Source organism: Pseudomonas sp. MWU12-2319, from assembly GCF_023242525.1.
GTDB classification, from domain to species: domain Bacteria; phylum Pseudomonadota; class Gammaproteobacteria; order Pseudomonadales; family Pseudomonadaceae; genus Aquipseudomonas; species Aquipseudomonas gingeri_D.
In genome coordinates this window covers 106,944-126,030 of the sequence record NZ_JALJES010000015.1, presented here as the reverse complement: position 1 = coordinate 126,030, position 19,087 = coordinate 106,944, and the positions used below count along the sequence as shown (strand labels likewise).

Genomic DNA, 19,087 nt, shown 5'->3' with positions numbered 1-19,087 from the left:
TTTCGCGGGCAAAAGAAAACCCCGCCTAAGCGGGGTTTTGCAGACTGTTTCCCTGACATCCCTTTCACTCCGCCGTCCTGGCAGAATCCTACGTGTCCCTGTTGTTGCTTTTGAGCTTCCTGCTCGACGTCCTTGTTGCAAAGATTATCGCTGGATCCAATTTGGCGATAGGGGCAAAAAGCAGCGCGTTATGTAAGTAAATGCTTACATAGCATCCGAAGAATCAAAATTGCTCGGCATCCAGTAGGAACAACGACTCGCTCCCGGCTTTCACCGAGGCTGTCAGCGAGTGAATACGCGGCAACAGACGTGCGAAATAGAACCGCGCGGTGCCCATTTTGCTCGCGTAGAACGTCTCCTGACTCTCCTTGCCCAACACCGCCTTGGCCATCAGTGCCCACATGTAGGCATAGGTGGTGTAACCGAAGGCTTGCAGGTATTCGACAGATGCCGCACCGATCTCGTCCGGATTGGTCTTGGCGCGCTCCAGGACCCAGGCCGTCAGGTCATCGAGGTTATCCAGCGCGGCGCCCAGCGGCTGGGTGAACTCGGCCAGCCCGGCGTCGGCGGTCTGGATGAAATGGCGAATCTCTTCGGCGAACAACTTGTAATAGGCGCCGCCGTTGCCGACGATCTTGCGCCCCACCAGGTCCAGGGCCTGGATGCCGTTGGTGCCTTCGTAGATCTGGGTAATGCGCACATCGCGCACCAACTGCTCCTGTCCCCACTCGCGGATATAGCCGTGGCCGCCGAACACCTGCTGGCCGTGCACGGTGGTTTCCAGGCCGAGGTCGGTGAGGAAGGCCTTGGCCACTGGGGTCAGCAAGGCCACCAGGCCATCCGCGCGCTCGCGGGTGGTAGCGTCTTCGCTGAACTTGGCGGTGTCCAACTGCATCGCCACATAGGTGGAAAATGCCCGGCCACCTTCGTTCGAGGCTTTCATGGTCAACAGCATGCGCCGTACATCGGGGTGCACGATGATAGGATCGGCCACCTTGTCCTTGGCCTTTGGCCCGGTCGGCGAACGGCTTTGCAGGCGATCACGGGCGTACTCGACCGCGTTCTGGTACGAGCGCTCGCCCGATGCCAGGCCCTGGATGCCCACCCCCAGGCGCTCGTAGTTCATCATGGTGAACATCGCCGCGAGGCCCTTGTTCGGCTCGCCGATCAGGTAACCCACGGCTTCGTCGAAGTTCATCACGCAGGTCGCGGACGCCTGGATGCCCATCTTGTGTTCGATGGAACCACAGCTCACCGGGTTGCGGGCGCCGAGGCTGCCGTCGGCATTGACCATGAACTTCGGTACCAGGAACAGCGAGATGCCCTTGGGACCGGCCGGGGCGTCCGGCAGCTTGGCCAGCACCAGGTGAATGATGTTCTCGGTCAGGTCGTGTTCGCCGCCGGTGATAAAGATCTTGGTGCCGCTGACCTTGTAGGAGCCGTCCGCCTGGGGCTCGGCCTTGGTGCGAATAATCCCCAGGTCAGTGCCGGCATGGGGTTCGGTCAGGCACATGGAGCCGGCCCAGACACCCGAATACATGTTCGGCAGGTAAGTGGCTTTCAGCTCTTCGCTGGCGTGGGTGTTGATCGAGACACAGGCACCGGCCGTCAGCATCGGGTACAGGCCAAAGGCGAGGCTGGAGGAGTTGATCATTTCTTCGACCTGGGCCGACACCGCCTTGGGCATGCCCATGCCACCGAAGGCCGGATCACCGCCGACGCCGACCCAACCGCCTTCGGCGTAGGTCTGATAGGCCTGGGGGAAACCGGCGGGCGTGAACACCGCGCCGTTGTCCCAGCGGCAGCCTTCCTCATCGCCGCCACGGCTCAGGGGCGCGATGCTCTTGGTGGTGACCTTGCCGGCCTCTTCGAGAATCGCTTCGACGGTTTCGGCGTCGACGGTCTCGGCCAGGGCAGGTAGTTGAGCCCAGAGTTTCGCGACCTCGAACACTTCATTGAGGACGAAGCGCATATCGCGCAGGGGCGCTTTGTAGTCAGCCATGGCAAACCTCGCAGGATCTAAACGACGGGCCCCGGATGGGGCCGATTTTCTATGGCTCGAGTTTACCCTAACAACTTTTACGACACATAGGGTCTATGTGTGACTTTTTTGTTATTTTTAGTCACGTACATATCCGAGGCATGAGGTGTCTGTTCTGACGCCTTCGCGGGCAAGCCCTGCTCCTACAGTTTTTCGGTGGGCACGATATCTACGTCCGGCACAAAACCTGTATTTCGGCGACCACAATATCTGCGCCCGGCACAAAACCTGTATTTCGGTGGGCACCATATCTGCGCGCAACACAAAACCTGTAGGAGCAGGGCTTGCCCGCGAAGAGGCCCTCAAGAGCACCCACACTCCTTCGGGCCCACTCGAAAGCAGCTACAACGCAAACAACTCCGCCGGCAAACGCATCAGGCACTCACTCCCCGCCTCCACCGCCGCCCGATGTGCGGTCGTGCGCGGCAACAGGCGCTTGAAGTAGAACTCGCAAGTCGCCAGCTTGCCCTGGCAATACTCGGCATCGCCGCTCCCCTCATCCAACTGGGCCTGGGCCACCAGCGCCATGCGCAGCCAGAGGTAAGCAAGAATGATGTAGCCGCTGTACATCAGATAATCCAACGCCGCCGCACCCACTTCATCCGGGTTCTTCATCGCCGCCATCCCGACCTGAGTCGTCAGCTCACCCCACTGCTGGTTCAACCCCCCCAGCTGCGCCACGTACCCCTTGAGCTGCGGATGCCCGGCATTCGCCAGACAGAACCGGTGCACGATCCTGGTAAAGCCGCGCAGCAACTTACCCTGGCTGCCAAGCACCTTGCGCCCCAGCAGATCCAGCGCCTGAATCCCGTTGGTACCCTCATAGATCGGCGCAATCCGACAATCACGAACCAACTGCTCCATGCCCCACTCACGAATAAAGCCGTGGCCACCAAACACCTGCATCCCATGGTTGGTCACCTCAAGACCGGTCTCGGTCATAAAGGCCTTGCAGATCGGGGTCAGGAAGGCCAGCAGGTCCTCGGCCTCCTGGCGCTGAGTCGCATCGCTACCCAGATGGGCAACATCCAGCCACTGTGCGGTGAAGTAGGTCAGCGCCCGGTTGCCTTCGTTGAAAGCCTTCATGGTCAGCAGCATGCGCCGCACATCGGGATGGACGATGATCGGATCGGCCACCTTGTCCGGCGCCTTGGGACCGGTGAGCGAACGCATCTGCAGACGGTCGTTGGCGTACCGGACCGCGCCCTGGAAACTGCTCTCGCCCAGGCACAGGCCCTGCATCCCGGTGCCGAGCCGGGCATGGTTCATCATGGTGAACATGCAGTTCAGGCCCTTGTTGGCCTCGCCGATCAGATAGCCCTTGGCATCATCGAAGTTCAGCACGCAAGTCGCGGAAGCCTTGATCCCCATCTTGTGCTCGATGGAGCCGCATTGCACACCATTGCGCTCGCCCGCATCACCGGCGGCATTGACCAGGAACTTGGGCACGATAAACAGGGAAATGCCCTTGGTCCCCGCCGGCGCGTCCGGCAATTTGGCCAGCACCAGATGCACGATGTTCTCGCTCATATCGTGCTCGCCGGCGGAGATGAAGATCTTGCTGCCGCTGATGGCATAACTGCCGTCGGCCTGGGGCACGGCACGGGTCTTGATAAGCCCCAGGTCAGTGCCGCAATGGGCCTCGGTCAGGCACATGGTGCCGGTCCAGCGACCCTCGGTCAGTTTGCTCAGGTAGGTGTTTTTCTGTTCCTCGGTGCCGTGGGCATGGATCGCCGACATGGCGCCGTGGGTCAGGCCCGGGTACATGCCCCAGGAAGTATTGCTGGAGCCGATCATCTCGCTGATCACCAGCCCCAGGGACAGCGGCAGGCCTTGCCCGCCATAGGCCGGGTCCGCCGCCAGGCCATGCCAGCCGCCTTCGACATACTGGGCAAAGGCCTGCTTGAAGCCCTTGGGCGTGGTCACCACGCCGTTGTCGAAATGGCAGCCTTCTTCATCGCCGGAGCGGTTCAATGGCGACAGTACCTGCTCGCAGAACTTCGCGCCCTCTTCGAGGATCGCGCCGACCATATCGGGGCTGGCATCGTTGGCGCCGAGGGCGAGGTAGTGGGCGTGGAAATCGAAAACGTGGTCGATCAGAAAGCGCATATCCCGTAGCGGGGCTTTGTACTCAGGCATGGTCATTTCTCCGGCAGCAGATACCCCAACCTACTGCCCTGCCCGCCCCCGGACAATCACCGTCCAACCGCTGAATGCTCCACCATCACTCAGCCGACAGCTTCTCCCGTGCGAACCGCACCGCGCCGACTTTGCCCCGCCGCGACCACACAGTTACGCCCCGCCCCCTTGGCGGCATAGAGCGCCTGGTCGGCGGACTTGAGCACTTCTTCCGGGGTGCGCTGCTCCGGCTGACGCTCGGCGACCCCGATACTCACAGTCACCGAGACACTGGTCGCCCCACTGCCGGCCCGGCGTTGACGACCTTGCTGGTCGTCCTGGGGACGATTGTCCTGGTTGCGCAACTGGATATGGTAGTTGGCGATCACTTCGCGAATGACCTCCAGGTGCGGCATGCACTCTTCCAGCGTCTTGCCGGCAAACACCACCGCGAACTCTTCACCGCCATAGCGATAGGCACGACCGCCACCGCTGACCTTCGCCAGCTTGCTCGCCACCAGGCGCAACACCTGGTCGCCGACGTCGTGACCGTGGGTGTCGTTGAATTTCTTGAAGTGGTCGACGTCGGTCATCGCCAGCACATAGTTGCGCCCCAGGCGCTGCATGCGTTCGTTCAGCGCGCGGCGTCCCGGCAGGCCGGTGAGCTCGTCGCGGAAGGCCATCTGATAAGCCTCATGGGCCACCGCCGCGGCAATCATCAACATCACCTGGCTGCACATGATATTCAGAGTGAACGGCAGGATGAAGGTCTTGGGCAACATCCAGAACAACCCCAGCAGCCCGGTCAGTTGCGCCGCGTGCAGCGGTCGCGGGTGGCGCCAGTACTGGACCGTGAGCAACAGGAAGGACGCGAAGAACACCGGATAGGACAGCTGGATCAGGCTCATCCAGTCCCCGTGCAGCGCCGGCCAGCGGATTTCCGCCAGCCAGTCGAGCAAGGTCTGTGGATAACTCTGCTCCAGGCCCAATGCCACACTGCCCACCGCCAGCAGCACGGCGAACCGCGCGACCATGTCCTGGAACAGGTGCGTGCGCTCCTCCCAGGCGGCGTACACGCCAAACAGCAGGGGCAGCAGCAGGCAACAGAGGTGGAAGACCACCGCGGCGTCCTCGCGGACCTTGCCGTGATCGCGGTAATAATCGGTCTGGGTGGAGAGCAGGAAATAGGCGATATACACCGTCACCATCAGGAACAGTTCACGCTGACGCCGGTACACCGCGCAGTAGGACCCGCCCAGCAACAGCACCAGAGTCGGCAGCACATTGAACAGCGAGGTGAAGAAGACGTTGAGTTCCTTGACGTAGGCAGCCGCGAGCCCCGCAAGCAACAACAGGAGGGAGGGTAAAAAATGACCAGCATGGACAGTGGAAGAACGCGGCAAGGGTAAAGCTCCGACCGGCAACGCAATAAATGGCATTGTGCCTGTATTGTAAAACCTAAGGTACGGCAATGTGACATCAGTCACAAATGCCATCTCTTTAACGGCAGCGCGGCGATTCTTCTTAGCGATTTAGTCAGGAATTTTTTCTCCGCCCGTCGCCAAGGGCCACACGCAAAAAAGCCGCTTCCCCCGAAGGCGAAGCGGCTTTTGCAGAAGGCTCAGTGAGGCTTAGTAGCCCAGGCTGAAGTTCTCTTCTTTCATGTCCATCAGGTTGTTCGCGCCCGACAGCATGGTTGCCACGTGAGTGCGGGTACGCGGCAGGATGCGCTGGAAGTAGAAACGCGCGGTCTGCAGCTTGGCGGTGTAGAAGCCTTCCTCGCTGGTACCGGCAGCCAGTTTCTCGGCAGCCAGGCGCGCCATGTCGGCCCAGAAGTAAGCCAGGCAGGCATAACCGGAGTACATCAGGTAGTCCACCGAAGCGGCACCGACTTCTTCACGGTCTTTCATCGCGGCCATGCCGACTTTCATCGTCAGCTCGCCCCATTCCTTGTTGATGGCCGCCAACGGCGCGACAAACTCGCTGACCGCTTCGTTGCCTTCGTTGGCCTGGCAGAACTTGTGGACGATCTTGGTGAAGCCCTTCAGCGCTTCGCCCTGGGTCATCAGCACCTTGCGACCCAGCAGGTCGAGGGCCTGGATACCGGTGGTGCCTTCGTACAGCATGGAGATGCGGCTGTCGCGAACGTTCTGCTCCATGCCCCACTCGGCGATAAAGCCGTGGCCGCCGTAGATCTGCACGCCATGGTTGGCGGCTTCGAAGCCGACTTCGGTCATGAACGCCTTGGCAATCGGAGTCATGAAGGCCAGCAGTGCGTCGGCTTTCTTCTTCTCTTCTTCATCCTGGCCGTACTTGACGATGTCGACCTGCTTGGCAGTGAAGTAGACCATTGCCCGGTTGCCTTCGGCGAAGGCCTTCATGGTCAGCAGCATGCGACGCACGTCAGGGTGCACGATGATCGGGTCGGCGGCCTTGTCCGGCGCTTTCGGGCCCGTCAGGGAACGCATCTGCAGACGCTCGCGCGCATATTTCAGGCCACCCTGGAAACCGATCTCGGCGTGGGCCAGGCCTTGCAGCGCGGTCCCCAGGCGAGCGGTGTTCATGAAGGTGAACATGCAGTTCAGGCCCTTGTTCGGCGGGCCGATCAGGAAACCGGTGGCCGCGTCGAAGTTCATCACGCAGGTGGCGTTGCCGTGGATGCCCATCTTGTGTTCGAGGGAACCGCAGGAAACGGCATTGCGCTCACCGACGCTACCGTCGGTGTTCGGCAGGAACTTGGGCACGATGAACAGCGAAATACCCTTGGTGCCGGCCGGGGCATCCGGCAGGCGGGCCAGGACGATATGGACGATGTTGTCGGCCATGTCGTGCTCACCGGCCGAGATGAAGATCTTGGTGCCGCTGACCTTGTAGGAACCGTCGGCCTGAGGCTCGGCCTTGGTCCGCAGCATGCCCAGGTCGGTCCCGCAGTGCGGTTCGGTCAGGCACATGGTGCCGGTCCACTCGCCGGAGACCAGCTTGGTCAGGTAGGCCTCTTGCTGCTCGGGGGTACCGTGTTCGGAAATGGTGTTCATCGCGCCATGGGACAGGCCCGGGTACATGCCCCACGACCAGTTGGCTTCGCCGACCATTTCGCTGACCGCCAGGCCCAGGGACTCCGGCAGGCCCTGGCCGCCGTGTTCGACGTCGTGGGCCAGGCTTGGCCAGCCGCCTTCGACGAACTGCTTGTAGGCTTCCTTGAAACCGGTGGGCGTCTTAACGCCGGACTCGCTCCAGGTGCAACCTTCGGTGTCGCCGACCCGGTTCAACGGGGCCAGTACCTGCTCACAAAACTTGGCGCCTTCCTCGAGGATGGCGTCAACCATGTCCGGGGTAGCGTCCTGGCATGCCGGCAGGCTCTGATAGTGCGCTTCGTAACCGAGCAGCTCGTCACGGACGAAGCGAATATCACGCAAGGGGGCCTTGTAGTCAGGCATAGCGATAAACCTCTGCTGATGAATCCTGGAATGAGCGACCGCGTCGATTTGCCACGCCGGTCAAACGGTTGTTTGAAACATACGTTTGCGCTCAATTCTTGTCAAGTGTCGTTCATAGTCCATTCGTCATACATGGATGAAGGAGGCGCAGGAAAAGGCCGGCAGCCTTGAGCGGCAGCCAGGGGACACGTCATTAGAGAATAGTCGAGGGGGAGAATGGGTTATGCGAGGGAGCGACTAAAACCGAACATTTAAAAACGCAGCAAAACCCTGTAGGAGCCGGCTTGCCGGCGATGAGGCCAGTAAGTCTTGCATCAACTTATCGGCCGCCATCGCTGGCAAGCCAGCTCCTACACAGGATCGCGTTTCAATTCTGATGGAGAGGTGAAGCTATCAGGCGTAGGTATCGATCAACGTACCGAGGGCCTGATCCGCGGCCTTCTCCACCTTGGCACCCGCTTCGACCTGAAGCTTGCCCTGGGTCATGTCCACCATGGTGCTCGACAGATCTTGCTGGCTGCGGTCCACCGACAGCAGCCGGTTGACCTGGGTATCGGACGATTGGCTCTTCAGCGAGCGTCCGTCTATGGTATCGGCGACTTGACTGGCCGACTGGTCAACGCGGTTCTGCCCGGACCGAATAGTACTCAGACCGGCATAAACAGCGGTATTTCCTGAGATTTCCATGGGCAGACTCGACTGAAAACGGGATCGACAGCCTGCATTTAAGCAGACCTGTCAAAGAAACACCCGTCAAAAACAATAATGGCAGATTGCCTGTTGATAGGCAGAATCTTAGGAAAGCCTCAACCAACCCGCAAACACCGCAGCCCGGCGTCTAGTCCAGCAGATCCAACTGCAGGTACTGCGCGACCGCTTCGGCGCTCGCCGCCTTGAGCCTCGGCACCCGCCCCAGGCAAGGCGCCGGCAGGCGTTCGGCCAGGGTCGCGAGGTTCTCTTCCAGGCGCGAAGTCTTCGGCTCGATGATATTGGCGACCCAGCCGGCCAGTTGCAGACCATCTCGCTCGATGGCTTCGGCGGTCAGCAGGGCATGGCTGATGCACCCCAGGCGCACTCCCACCACCAGGATCACCGGTAAGGCCAGCGCCTGGGCCAGATCCGACAGGCTGGCCTGATCCGCCAAGGGCACCCGCCAGCCCCCGGCGCCTTCGATCAGGGTGAAGTCGGCCTGCTTGGCCAATATCCGCTGCATCGGTCCCAGCAAGGACTGCACGGTCAACTTCACCCCCGCCTCGCGCGCCGCCAGATGCGGGGCAATCGCCGGCTCGAAGGCCACTGGATTAACCTCGGCATAGGCCAGCGGCAGCGAACATTCGGCCAGCAACGCCAGGGCATCGGCGTTGCGCAGCCCTTCGGGCGTCACCTCACAGCCCGACGCCACCGGCTTACCCGCCGCGGTGCTCAGGCCGGCCTGACGGGCCGCGTGCAACAACCCGGCGGCAATCGTGGTCTTGCCCACATCGGTGTCGGTGCCGGTAATGAAATAGGCAGCATTCATAATGGCTTCTCCAGAATGGCATAGACCACCTGATAGGTCGCCGGCAAACCCTCGGCCTGGCGAAACGCTTCATAGGCCTGCACCAACCCGAGAATCCGCGCCCGCCCGGTCAAACCGCCCGGCCGGCCAGGATTGAGGTTATGCGCGCCCAGCGCCTTGAGTTCATGGGTCAGCCTGCGCACATCGGGGTAGTGCAGCACCTGCGGCCGGCTTTCCAGGCTGACCACGCGCAAACCGCTGTCCCGGCACAACTGCTGATAGTCGCTGAACAACCGGAAGCGGTTGACGTGCACCAGGCCATCCACCGCCCGCCAGCTTTCCCGCAACTCGTGCAGGGTACCAACGCACAGGCTGGCAAAGGCCATCACGCCGCCCGGTCGCAGTACCCGGTGGGCCTCGCCGAGTACCGCGGCAAAATCGGCACACCACTGCACGGCCAGACTGGAGAACAGCAGATCGCAACTGCCGGCCTGCAATGGCAGGCGCTCGGCATCCCCGGCGACAAAGTGCCGGGCACCGCCGAGCGGACGCGCGTGCTCCAGCATGCCCTGGGCAATATCCAGTGCCACGCCTTCGCTCTGCTCGAAACGAACGGCCAAGGCCCGGCTGAAGTAGCCGGTACCGCAGCCCATATCGAGCCAACGGGACGGGCTCAACTCATCCGGCAAGCGTGCGAGCAATTCATGACCGATATCGCGCTGCAATTGGGCGACGCTGTCATAGCTGGCCGCCGCGCGGGAAAACGAGGCAGCAACCTGACGCTTGTCGGGCAAGCCGCCCGACAAGACAGGGTGGGAAAGATCAGTCATCACCGGACTCATGCAAAAAGGCCTGGATCGCCCCGGCCACTCCATGGGGGTCATCCAGTAGAAAGGCGTGGCCGGCCTGTTCGATCAGGCCGATTTCGACATCCGGCAGCAGCGCCAGCAAATCACTGGCGGCCTCGGCCGGCACCAGGCCATCCTGGCCGGCGAACAGGTGCAGTTGCGGACCGCGAAAAGCCTGCAGGGCCTGGCGGGTATCCAGTTGTGCCAGCACCTCCAGCCCGTTCAACAGGGTCTCGGGGGTAGTCTGCGGCGCACCGGCCAGGAGCAGTCGCGCCTGGCCGCGCGGGTCCGCCGAACCCTGGGCACAGAGCAGGCTGAAACGCTTGAGGGTCGTTTGCGGATCGGCGCGGCAGCCGGCCAGGAACAGGTCGAAGGTGTCGTTGGCCATCGCCCCGGACCAGCCGTCACTCACCACAAAACACGGGTTGCTCGCCAGGGTCAGCAGACCACAGCAGCGCTCACCACGCCGCGCCGCCAGCGCCGAGGCGAGCATACCGCCCAGGGACCAGCCGCCCAGCCAGGCATTGTCCGGCAGGGTGGCGTCCAGTTCGTCGAGCCACTCTTCGGGATCGCCGCTGGCCAGTTCCGGCAAGGGTTCGATTTCCACCCGCAAGTGCTCATCCAGCCCGCGCAAGGCCGCCGCCAGGGGTTCCAGCGGCGAGATGCCGAGGCCCCAACCGGGCAACAGGATCAGACGATCACGCATGGTTTGGCTCCACTGGATCAAAGGGGCCCAACAGGCTGAAACACGCAGCCAGCCCCTCTAACAATAGCTGCACCTGCGCCTCGCTGTGGGCCGCGGACAAGGTCACCCGCAACCGGGCACTGCCCGCCGGAACGGTCGGCGGACGAATCGCCGTCACCATCAGCCCGCGCTCACGCAGCAACTGCGAGAAGCGCAACGCCCGACCGCTGTCGCCGATCAGGATCGGCTGAATCGGGGTAAAGCTGTCCATCAGGGTCAGGCCGATCTGTTCGGCGCCCTGGCGGAACTGGCGAATCAACGCATTCAGGTGCTCGCGCCGCCAGTGCTCGGTGCGCAACAGTTCCAGGCTTTTCAACGTCGCGCAGGCCAAGGCCGGCGGTTGGCTGGTGGTGTAGATATAGGGGCGGGCGAACTGGATCAGGCTTTCGATCAACTCTTCACTGCCGGCGACAAAGGCGCCCGCCGTGCCGAAGGCCTTGCCCAGTGTGCCGACCAGTACCGGCACGTCCTCCTGGCTCAGACCGAAGTGCTCGACGATACCGCCACCGTTGGCCCCCAGCGGGCCGAAGCCGTGGGCATCATCGACCATCAGCCAGGCGCCCTTGGCCCGGGCTTCGCGGGCCAGGGCCGGCAAGTCGGCCAGGTCGCCGTCCATACTGAAGACCCCGTCGGTGACCACCAGGGTATTACCGGTGGCCTTTTCCAGGCGCTTGGCGAGACTGGCGGCGTCGTTGTGCAGATAACGATTGAAGCGCGCGCCCGAGAGCAATCCGGCATCCAGCAGCGACGCATGGTTGAGACGGTCCTCCAGCACCGTATCACCCTGCCCGACCAAGGCCGTGACCGCACCGAGGTTGGCCATATAGCCGGTGGTGAACAGCAGCGCCCGCGGGCGCCCGGTGAGATCGGCCAAAGCCTCTTCCAGGGCGTGATGCGGTCCGCTATGACCGATCACCAGATGCGAGGCACCGCCGCCGACACCCCAGCGCGCCGCGCCGGCCTGCCAGGCTTGGATGACCTGCGGATGATTGGCCAGGCCCAGGTAGTCGTTGTTGCAGAAGGCCAACAGGGGCTGGCCATCGACCACCACCTGCGGACCTTGCGGACTCTCCAGCAGCGGACGCTGGCGATAGAGGTTTTCGGCGCGCCGGGCGGACAGCCGGGCGCTGAGATCGAAGGGCATGCAAGGCCTCGCGGGATCAGACAGCGGCGTTATAGAACTGCTCGCTGCTCTTTTGCTCCACCAGCGCCTGCTCGATGGCCGCCTGGTGCACTTCGTCAGCGTGCTCTTCACGGGCTTCGGGGAGGATGCCCAGGCGCGAGAACAACTGCATGTCCTTGTCGGCCTGCGGGTTGGCGGTGGTCAGCAATTTATCGCCGTAGAAGATCGAGTTCGCGCCGGCAAAGAACGCCAGGGCCTGCATCTGATCGTTCATCGCCTCACGGCCCGCCGACAGGCGAACGTGGGATTGCGGCATGAGAATCCGCGCCACCGCGAGCATGCGGATGAAATCGAACGGATCGACATCATCGGCGTTTTCCAGCGGCGTACCGGCAACCTTCACCAGCATGTTGATCGGCACCGACTCCGGGTGTTCCGGCAGGTTCGCCAGCTGGATCAGCAGCCCGGCGCGGTCGTCGAGGGACTCACCCATGCCGAGGATACCGCCGGAGCAGATCTTCATCCCGGCATCACGAACATAGGCCAGGGTCTGCAGGCGCTCGCCGTAGGTACGGGTGGTGATGATGCTGCCGTAGAACTCCGGCGAGGTGTCGAGGTTATGGTTGTAGTAGTCCAGGCCGGCGTCGGCCAGGGCGGCGGTCTGGTCCTGGTCGAGCTTGCCCAGGGTCATGCAGGTTTCCAGGCCCATGGCCTTGACCCCTTTGACCATCTGCAGCACGTACGGCATGTCCTTGGCCGACGGGTGTTTCCACGCCGCGCCCATGCAGAAACGGGTCGAACCTATGGCCTTGGCCCGCGCGGCCTCTTCCAGCACCTTCTGCACTTCCATCAGCTTTTCTTTTTCCAGCCCGGTGTTGTAGTGGCCGGACTGTGGGCAGTACTTGCAGTCTTCCGGGCAGGCGCCGGTCTTGATCGACAGCAGGGTCGACACTTGCACGCGATTGGCGTCGAAGTGCGCGCGGTGCACGGTCTGGGCCTGGAACAGCAGGTCATTGAACGGCTGGACGAACAGAGCCTTGACCTCGGCCAAAGACCAATCGTGACGCAAAGTGGCGGTGATGCTGGCGCTCATCGGCGGAGTTCCTTGTTTTATGCTGGGCAAGCGTCTGGGGCAAAGGAATACCCACAGGCGCGACACGGATGCTCGGCATATTTAAGGAAGACTCATGCGCTGTCAACCACGATACGAAGGACCGGTTTACATCTGGTTAAAAAACAAACAGACCTGTTTGTTGTGCGATGAAACCACCGATACACCCCACCCGATCTGTACGCCCTGCGAGAGCGAACTACCCTGGCTGATGGAGGCCTGCCAGGTCTGCGCCCTGCCCTTGGCGGCGACGGGGCTGACCTGCGGACAGTGCCTCAAGCAGCCGCCAGCCTTCGAGCAGGTGATTGCGCCCTGGACCTATCGCTTTCCACTGGATAGCCTGATCACCCGCTTCAAGCACCAGAGCCAATGGCCGCTGGGGCGACTGCTGGGTGAATTGCTGGCCCAGGCGTTGCGCGAGCGCTTTGACGATGGCTTGCCGCGACCGGACCTGTTGCTGCCGGTGCCCATGGCGACCCGGCGCTTGCGTCAGCGGGGTTATAACCAGGCGGCGATGCTGGCGAACTGGCTGAGCCAGAGCCTGGAAATCTCCGCAGATGAACAGCGTTTACGGCGTGTTCAGGACACTATCGCGCAACAGGAACTGGACGCCAGGGCTCGCCGACGCAACCTGCTGAATGCCTTTGCCCTGGCGCCTGGCGCGGAGGTCGAAGGCCTGCACCTGGCGCTGGTGGACGATGTACTGACCACCGGTGCCACCGCCGAAAGCCTGGCCCGCTTGCTGATGAAGGCGGGAGCGCGGCGGGTCGATGTCTATTGCCTGGCGCGTACACCGAGCCCGGAAAATCGCTAACCTCCCCAAAGACACCACAAAACCTGTAGGAGCCTGGCTTGCCAGCGAAGAGGCCCTTGAGCCTTGTGGCGCCCCGACGGCCGCCATCGCCAGCAAGCCGGCTCCCACAGAAACCGCGTTTGGCTTGCGGCGGCTTGACGTCGAAAGCACCGAGAGGCACCTTGCCCAATACCCCCGCCGCCCGAAGTCCGCCCCATGTCCCTGCCCGTCCTGCTGACCCAACACATCGTCCGCCGCCCGCAGCGTATCGCCCTGCTGCAACATATCGCCGAACAGGGCTCCATCACCCGCGCCGCGAAAAGCGCAGGCTTGAGTTACAAGGCGGCCTGGGACGCCATCGACGAGTTGAACAACCTGGCGCAAAAGCCCCTGGTGGAGCGCAGTGTCGGCGGCAAGGGCGGTGGTGGCGCCAAGCTGTCGGCGGAAGGCGAACGGGTGCTGCGTCTCTATCAACGCCTGCAAACCCTCCAGGCCCAGGTCCTCGAAGCCGCCGAAGACAGCGGCGACCTCGACCTGCTCGGCCGCCTGATGCTGCGCACCAGCGCCCGCAACCAGCTTCACGGCACGGTGCAGGACATCACCCGCCACGGGCGCAACGACCTTGTGCGTCTGGCCCTGGCCGGCGGACTCACGCTGCAGGCACAGATCACCCACGACAGCACCCAACGCCTGGAACTGGAGAGCGGCACCGAAGTCGTCGCCCTGATCAAGGCCGGTTGGCTGGAATTGAGTGCGATCGGGCATCCCGCAAAATCCGGACACAATTCTCTAAGCGGTCAAATCGAGGACATTTCCGAGGATGAAGACGGCCCTTCGGAGGTCAGAATCGCCCTGCCAAACGGACAAATCCTCTGTGCGCTGGCGCGACCGGAGCAGATAAAAAGCCTTGCTCTGAACGTGGGAAGCCCCGTGCAGGCGGTGTTTGCGCCGTCCCTGGTGATTTTGGGTACACCGTTATGACGCCATCGCCAGCAAGCCGGCTCCTACAGAAGAACGAATCCCACCTGTAGGAGCCGGCTTGCCGGCGATCGATCGCGCAGCGATCCCCCGCTTTTCCTGCAACAAATCCGTCACAACGCATTACTAAGGTGACCCCCTGACCCGCAGGGAGCCTGATCATGAACCTCTTAGAAGAAAACCAACCCACCGACCTGGAACAGATGGTCGGCCTCAGCCGTCGTGGCTTTATCAGTGCCGGCGCCTTGTGCGGCGCGGCGATGTTCCTCGGCGGCAACCTGTTGAGCCGCAGCGTGATAGCTGCCAGCGTCAGCGCCGCCTCCGGCCAACTGCTGGGTTTCGACAGCATCGCCGCCGCCACCCGCGACACCCTGACCTTGCCACCCGGCTATACCTCCTCAGTGCTGATCAGTTGGGGCCAACCCCTGGCCAAGAACGGCCCGGCCTTCGACCCGAGCGGCAACGGCAGCGCCAAGGCCCAGGAAGTCCAGTTCGGCGACAACAACGACGGCATGAGCCTGTTCCCCTTCCCCGGCGACGACAACCGGGCGTTGATGGCGATCAACAACGAATACACCAACTATCGCTACCTCTACCCCCACGGCGGCCAGCCGCAATCCCTTGAAGACGTGCGCAAGGCCCAGGCCAGCGAAGGCGTGTCGGTGATCGAAATACAGCGCAAGGACGACCAATGGCACTTCGTCCAGGGTTCGGCCTATAACCGGCGGATCCACGGCAACACACCGATCAAATTCGGCGGCCCGGCAGCCGGTCACCCCTGGTTGCAGACCCAGGCCGACAAGCAGGGTCGCAACGTCCTCGGCACCTTCCAGAACTGCGCCAACGGCAAGACACCCTGGGGCACCTACCTGACCTGCGAAGAGAACTTCACCGACTGCTTCGGCAGCAGCAATACCGAACAGAAATTCGATGCCGCGCAAAAGCGCTATGGCGTCGTGGCCACCAGCAAGGAGATCAACTGGCACGCCCACGATCCGCGCTTCGACATGGCCCTGAACCCCAATGAACTGAACCGTCATGGCTGGGTGGTGGAAATCGATCCGTTCGACCCGCAGTCCACCCCGGTCAAACGCACCGCCCTGGGCCGGTTCAAGCACGAGAACGCCGCCCTGGCCGAAACCCGTGACGGCCGCGCCGTGGTCTATATGGGCGACGATGAGCGCGGTGAATTCATCTACAAGTTCATCAGCCGCGACAAGATCGACCACAAGCACCCCAAGGCCAACCGTGACCTGCTGGATCACGGCACCTTGTATGTCGCGCGTTTCGACAACGGCGACGGCAACCCTGATCGTCCGAAAGGTTCGGGTGAATGGGTCGAGTTGACCTTCGGCAAGAACGGCATCGACGCAGGCAGCGGTTTCACCAGCCAGGCCGAAGTGCTGATCCATGCCCGACTGGCCGCCAGTGTGGTCAAGGCGACGCGCATGGACCGTCCGGAATGGATCGTCGTCAGCCCCATCGATGGCCAGGTCTATTGCACCCTGACCAACAATTCCAAGCGAGGTGAGGACGGCATGCCGGCCGGCGGACCGAATCCCCGGGAGAAGAATGTCTACGGACAGATCCTGCGCTGGCAGGCCGCGGGCAATGATCACGGTGCCCACACGTTTGGCTGGGACCTGTTCGTGGTGGCGGGCAACCCGGCGGCACATCCCGGCACGGCCAAGGCCGGCTCTTCCAACATCACCCCGCAGAATATGTTCAACAGCCCGGACGGCCTGGGTTTCGACAAGGCCGGCCGTCTGTGGATCCTTAGCGACGGCGACTACAGCAACGCCGGGGATTTTGCCGGGATGGGCAATAACCAGATGCTTTGCGCCGACCCGGCCAGCGGGGAAATCCGTCGATTCATGGTCGGCCCGGTGGGTTGCGAAGTGACCGGTATCAGCTTCTCGCCAGATCAGAAGACCTTGTTCGTCGGCATCCAGCATCCGGGTGAAGCCGGCAACTCGACCTTTCCCGAGCATCTGCCGAACGGCAAGCCACGCTCGTCGGTGATGGCGATCCGGCGGGAGGATGGCGGGATTATCGGCGCCTGATCAACCGCCTTCGCGGGCAAGCTCCGCTCCCACAGTATTTGAGTCGAGACTGGATACCGCATACGACAGAAAACCTGTGGGAGCGGAGCTTGCCCGCGAAGAAGCCGGAACAGCCGACACCTTTCTACGCCCCGGTGCGCTAACATGCTTGGCCGGACGCGGCCGCCTGCCGCCCGCAGGAGTCAGCATGTCCCACCCGTTTGAAACACTCACCCCCGACCTGGTGCTCGACGCCGTGGAAAGCATCGGCTTTCTCAGTGACGCCCGGGTCCTGGCGCTCAACAGCTACGAAAACCGTGTCTATCAGGTGGGCATCGAAGACGGCGAACCCCTGATCGCCAAGTTCTACCGCCCCCAGCGCTGGACCAACGAGGCCATCCTCGAAGAACACCGCTTCACCTTCGAACTGGCCGACTGCGACGTCCCGGTCGTCGCGCCGATGATCCACAACGGCGAAAGCCTGTTCGAACACGCCGGTTTTCGCTTCACCCTGTTCCCCCGGCGTGGCGGCCGGGCCCCGGAACCGGGCAATCTCGACCAGCTCTATCGCCTCGGACAACTGCTCGGCCGCCTGCACGCCGTGGGCGCCACCCGTCCGTTCGAACACCGCGAAGCCCTCGGTGTGAAGAACTTCGGCGAAGACTCGCTGACCACCCTGCTGGAAGGCAACTTCATTCCCCGCAGCCTGCTGCCGGCCTACGAATCCGTGGCCCGCGACCTGCTCAAGCGGGTGCAACAGGTCTACGCCGAGACCCCGCACCAAAACATCCGCATGCACGGCGACTGCCACCCCGGCAACATGATGTGCCGCGACGAGATGTTCCATATCGTCGACCTCGATGACTGCCGCATGGGCCCGGCGGTGCAGGACCTGTGGATGATGCTCGCCGGCGACCGCCAGGAATGCCTCGGCCAACTGTCGGAACTGATGGACGGCTACAGCGAGTTCCACGACTTCAATCCCCGCGAACTGGCGCTGATCGAACCCCTGCGCGCCCTGCGCCTGATGCACTACAGCGCCTGGCTGGCCCGCCGCTGGGACGACCCGGCGTTTCCCCACAGCTTCCCGTGGTTCGGTAGCGAGCGCTACTGGGGCGACCAGGTCCTGGCCTTGCGCGAACAACTCTCCGCGCTGAATGAAGAACCGCTGAAATTATTCTGACGGTTGTGGCAGGATTTAGCGGTGTCGGCGTCTGAAAAGACGCCATCGCGAGCAAGCTCGCTCCTACAGTAATGGATTGCATCCCCCCTGTAGGAGCGAGCTTGCTCGCGATAGGGCCCTCAGCCCCACCGCACCAGCCAAGACCAGCGCACCAACCCCCATAATTAGTTAGCAGCCTAAGCAAGGACTCTGCATGCAAGCCGCCAACCCGCGTCGCGGGTACATCCTTGGCCTCAGCGCCTACATTATCTGGGGCCTGTTCCCCATCTACTTCAAAGCCATCGCCGCCGTACCGGCCGTCGAGATCATCATCCACCGCGTGCTCTGGTCCGCCCTGTTCGGCTCCCTGCTGCTGGTGGTCTGGAAACACCCGGGCTGGTGGAGCGAGCTGCGGGACAACCCGCGCCGCCTGGCGATCCTGGCCCTGAGCGGCACCCTGATCGCCGCCAACTGGCTGACCTACGTCTGGTCGGTCAACAACGGGCGCATGCTCGAGGCCAGCCTGGGCTACTACATCAACCCGCTGGTCAACGTGCTGCTGGGCATGCTGCTGTTGGGCGAACGCCTGCGCCGCCTGCAATGGATCGCCGTCGGACTCGCCGCCGTGGGCGTGGCGCAGCAGGTCTGGCAGGTCGGCAGCCTGCCCTGGATCTCCCTGGTGCTGGCGCTGACCTTCGGTTTCTACGGGCTGATCCGCAAACAGGCACCGGTCAAGGCCCTGCCGGGCTTGGTGGTGGAAACCTGGATGCTGGTGCCCATCGCCATCGGCTGGCTGTTGCTGAATCCGCTCGCCACCAGCGCCCAGGCCGAATTCTGGACCACCTCGCAAGCCTGGTGGCTGATCGCCGCCGGCCCGGTCACGCTGATCCCGCTGGTGAGCTTCAACGCGGCGGCGCGTCACCTGCCCTACACCACCCTGGGTTTCCTGCAATACATCGCGCCAACCCTGGTGTTGCTGCTGGCCGTGCTGCTGTACGACGAACACCTGACCGCCAGTAACCTGATGGCCTTCGTGTTTATCTGGACGGGACTGGCGGTGTACAGCGTCGATGCCTGGCTCAGCCTGCGCAAGCGCAGCTGATCAAAAAACACACAAAAGCCTGCAAGCCTTGCGCCACCTGGGCTGCAGGCTTCTACCCCAAGGTTATCCACAAGCCGGTCCACGCCGTT

15 protein-coding genes are annotated in these 19,087 nt (G+C 62.8%); 5 read left to right on the top strand and 10 right to left on the bottom strand.

All coding sequences use genetic code 11. The features are described 5' to 3' along the window. Positions 1-223: 223 nt before the first annotated feature. The 10 genes from M5C01_RS23355 to bioB all read right to left on the bottom strand — a co-directional run bounded on the left by M5C01_RS23355 (position 224) and on the right by bioB (position 12,903). Positions 224-2,002: an acyl-CoA dehydrogenase C-terminal domain-containing protein gene (locus M5C01_RS23355; protein ID WP_152741069.1), complete on the bottom strand. Its 1,779-nt coding sequence runs from the start codon at positions 2,000-2,002 to the stop codon at positions 224-226. Positions 2,003-2,383: 381 nt separating this feature from the next. After that, positions 2,384-4,180, bottom strand: coding sequence for an acyl-CoA dehydrogenase C-terminal domain-containing protein (locus M5C01_RS23350; RefSeq protein ID WP_152741070.1), 1,797 nt, complete (start codon positions 4,178-4,180; stop codon positions 2,384-2,386). Between the two features lie 89 nt (positions 4,181-4,269). Further along, positions 4,270-5,562, bottom strand: coding sequence for a GGDEF domain-containing protein (locus M5C01_RS23345; protein WP_103497072.1), 1,293 nt, complete (start codon positions 5,560-5,562; stop codon positions 4,270-4,272). Positions 5,563-5,790: 228 nt separating this feature from the next. Further along, entirely contained in the window at positions 5,791-7,596 is a 1,806-nt protein-coding gene (locus M5C01_RS23340) for a phenylacyl-CoA dehydrogenase (protein ID WP_103497073.1), read from the bottom strand. 393 nt (positions 7,597-7,989) lie between these two features. Beyond that, positions 7,990-8,283 (bottom strand): pyrroloquinoline quinone biosynthesis protein PqqE, encoded by a 294-nt coding sequence (locus M5C01_RS23335; RefSeq protein ID WP_152741071.1) that lies wholly within the window; start codon positions 8,281-8,283, stop codon positions 7,990-7,992. 151 nt (positions 8,284-8,434) lie between these two features. Next, complete coding sequence (gene bioD / locus M5C01_RS23330) at positions 8,435-9,115, bottom strand: dethiobiotin synthase (RefSeq protein WP_152741072.1); 681 nt, start codon at positions 9,113-9,115, stop codon at positions 8,435-8,437. Continuing rightward, positions 9,112-9,924 (bottom strand): malonyl-ACP O-methyltransferase BioC, encoded by an 813-nt coding sequence (gene bioC, locus M5C01_RS23325; protein WP_152741073.1) that lies wholly within the window; start codon positions 9,922-9,924, stop codon positions 9,112-9,114. Before bioC ends, bioD begins: the two co-directional genes overlap by 4 nt. Continuing rightward, on the bottom strand, positions 9,917-10,648 hold the full coding sequence (locus tag M5C01_RS23320) for an alpha/beta fold hydrolase (protein WP_152741074.1): 732 nt from the start codon (positions 10,646-10,648) through the stop codon (positions 9,917-9,919). The genes bioC and M5C01_RS23320 overlap by 8 nt, the downstream gene beginning before the upstream one ends. Continuing rightward, positions 10,641-11,831 carry an 8-amino-7-oxononanoate synthase gene (gene bioF / locus M5C01_RS23315; protein WP_152741075.1) on the bottom strand — a complete coding sequence of 397 codons (1,191 nt, stop codon included), beginning with the start codon at positions 11,829-11,831 and terminating at the stop codon, positions 10,641-10,643. The genes M5C01_RS23320 and bioF overlap by 8 nt, the downstream gene beginning before the upstream one ends. 16 nt (positions 11,832-11,847) lie before the next feature. Then, positions 11,848-12,903, bottom strand: coding sequence for a biotin synthase BioB (bioB, locus tag M5C01_RS23310; RefSeq protein WP_100938536.1), 1,056 nt, complete (start codon positions 12,901-12,903; stop codon positions 11,848-11,850). Between the two features lie 94 nt (positions 12,904-12,997). Here bioB and M5C01_RS23305 point away from each other — a divergent pair, with 94 nt between their 5' ends. From M5C01_RS23305 to rarD, 5 genes are all read left to right on the top strand, one after another. Further along, a complete protein-coding gene (locus tag M5C01_RS23305) occupies positions 12,998-13,735 on the top strand; it encodes a ComF family protein (RefSeq protein ID WP_152741076.1) in 738 nt (245 codons plus the stop codon). A gap of 195 nt (positions 13,736-13,930) precedes the next feature. Next, positions 13,931-14,695, top strand: a complete 765-nt coding sequence (locus M5C01_RS23300; RefSeq protein WP_152741077.1) for a TOBE domain-containing protein — start codon at positions 13,931-13,933, stop codon at positions 14,693-14,695. Between the two features lie 158 nt (positions 14,696-14,853). Beyond that, the gene (locus M5C01_RS23295; RefSeq protein ID WP_152741078.1) at positions 14,854-16,755 is read left to right on the top strand and encodes a PhoX family phosphatase; all 1,902 of its coding nucleotides are present in this window, start codon (positions 14,854-14,856) and stop codon (positions 16,753-16,755) included. A 187-nt stretch (positions 16,756-16,942) separates the two neighbouring features. After that, complete coding sequence (locus M5C01_RS23290) at positions 16,943-17,917, top strand: serine/threonine protein kinase (RefSeq protein WP_152741079.1); 975 nt, start codon at positions 16,943-16,945, stop codon at positions 17,915-17,917. Between the two features lie 193 nt (positions 17,918-18,110). Continuing rightward, positions 18,111-18,998, top strand: coding sequence for an EamA family transporter RarD (rarD, locus tag M5C01_RS23285; protein ID WP_152741080.1), 888 nt, complete (start codon positions 18,111-18,113; stop codon positions 18,996-18,998). Positions 18,999-19,087: the final 89 nt, after the last annotated feature.

What these genes read in the sequence shown, in the direction of transcription:
- M5C01_RS23355 (WP_152741069.1), bottom strand. Translation starts at nt 2,002, where the DNA reads ATGGCTGACTACAAAGCGCCCCTGCGCGATATGCGCTTCGTCCTCAAT.
- M5C01_RS23350 (WP_152741070.1), bottom strand. Translation starts at nt 4,180, where the DNA reads ATGCCTGAGTACAAAGCCCCGCTACGGGATATGCGCTTTCTGATCGAC.
- M5C01_RS23340 (WP_103497073.1), bottom strand. Translation starts at nt 7,596, where the DNA reads ATGCCTGACTACAAGGCCCCCTTGCGTGATATTCGCTTCGTCCGTGAC.
- M5C01_RS23335 (WP_152741071.1), bottom strand. Translation starts at nt 8,283, where the DNA reads ATGGAAATCTCAGGAAATACCGCTGTTTATGCCGGTCTGAGTACTATT.
- bioD (WP_152741072.1), bottom strand. Translation starts at nt 9,115, where the DNA reads ATGAATGCTGCCTATTTCATTACCGGCACCGACACCGATGTGGGCAAG.
- bioC (WP_152741073.1), bottom strand. Translation starts at nt 9,924, where the DNA reads ATGACTGATCTTTCCCACCCTGTCTTGTCGGGCGGCTTGCCCGACAAG.
- M5C01_RS23320 (WP_152741074.1), bottom strand. Translation starts at nt 10,648, where the DNA reads ATGCGTGATCGTCTGATCCTGTTGCCCGGTTGGGGCCTCGGCATCTCG.
- bioF (WP_152741075.1), bottom strand. Translation starts at nt 11,831, where the DNA reads ATGCCCTTCGATCTCAGCGCCCGGCTGTCCGCCCGGCGCGCCGAAAAC.
- bioB (WP_100938536.1), bottom strand. Translation starts at nt 12,903, where the DNA reads ATGAGCGCCAGCATCACCGCCACTTTGCGTCACGATTGGTCTTTGGCC.
- M5C01_RS23305 (WP_152741076.1), top strand. Translation starts at nt 12,998, where the DNA reads ATGCGCTGTCAACCACGATACGAAGGACCGGTTTACATCTGGTTAAAA.
- M5C01_RS23300 (WP_152741077.1), top strand. Translation starts at nt 13,931, where the DNA reads ATGTCCCTGCCCGTCCTGCTGACCCAACACATCGTCCGCCGCCCGCAG.
- M5C01_RS23295 (WP_152741078.1), top strand. Translation starts at nt 14,854, where the DNA reads ATGAACCTCTTAGAAGAAAACCAACCCACCGACCTGGAACAGATGGTC.
- M5C01_RS23290 (WP_152741079.1), top strand. Translation starts at nt 16,943, where the DNA reads ATGTCCCACCCGTTTGAAACACTCACCCCCGACCTGGTGCTCGACGCC.
- rarD (WP_152741080.1), top strand. Translation starts at nt 18,111, where the DNA reads ATGCAAGCCGCCAACCCGCGTCGCGGGTACATCCTTGGCCTCAGCGCC.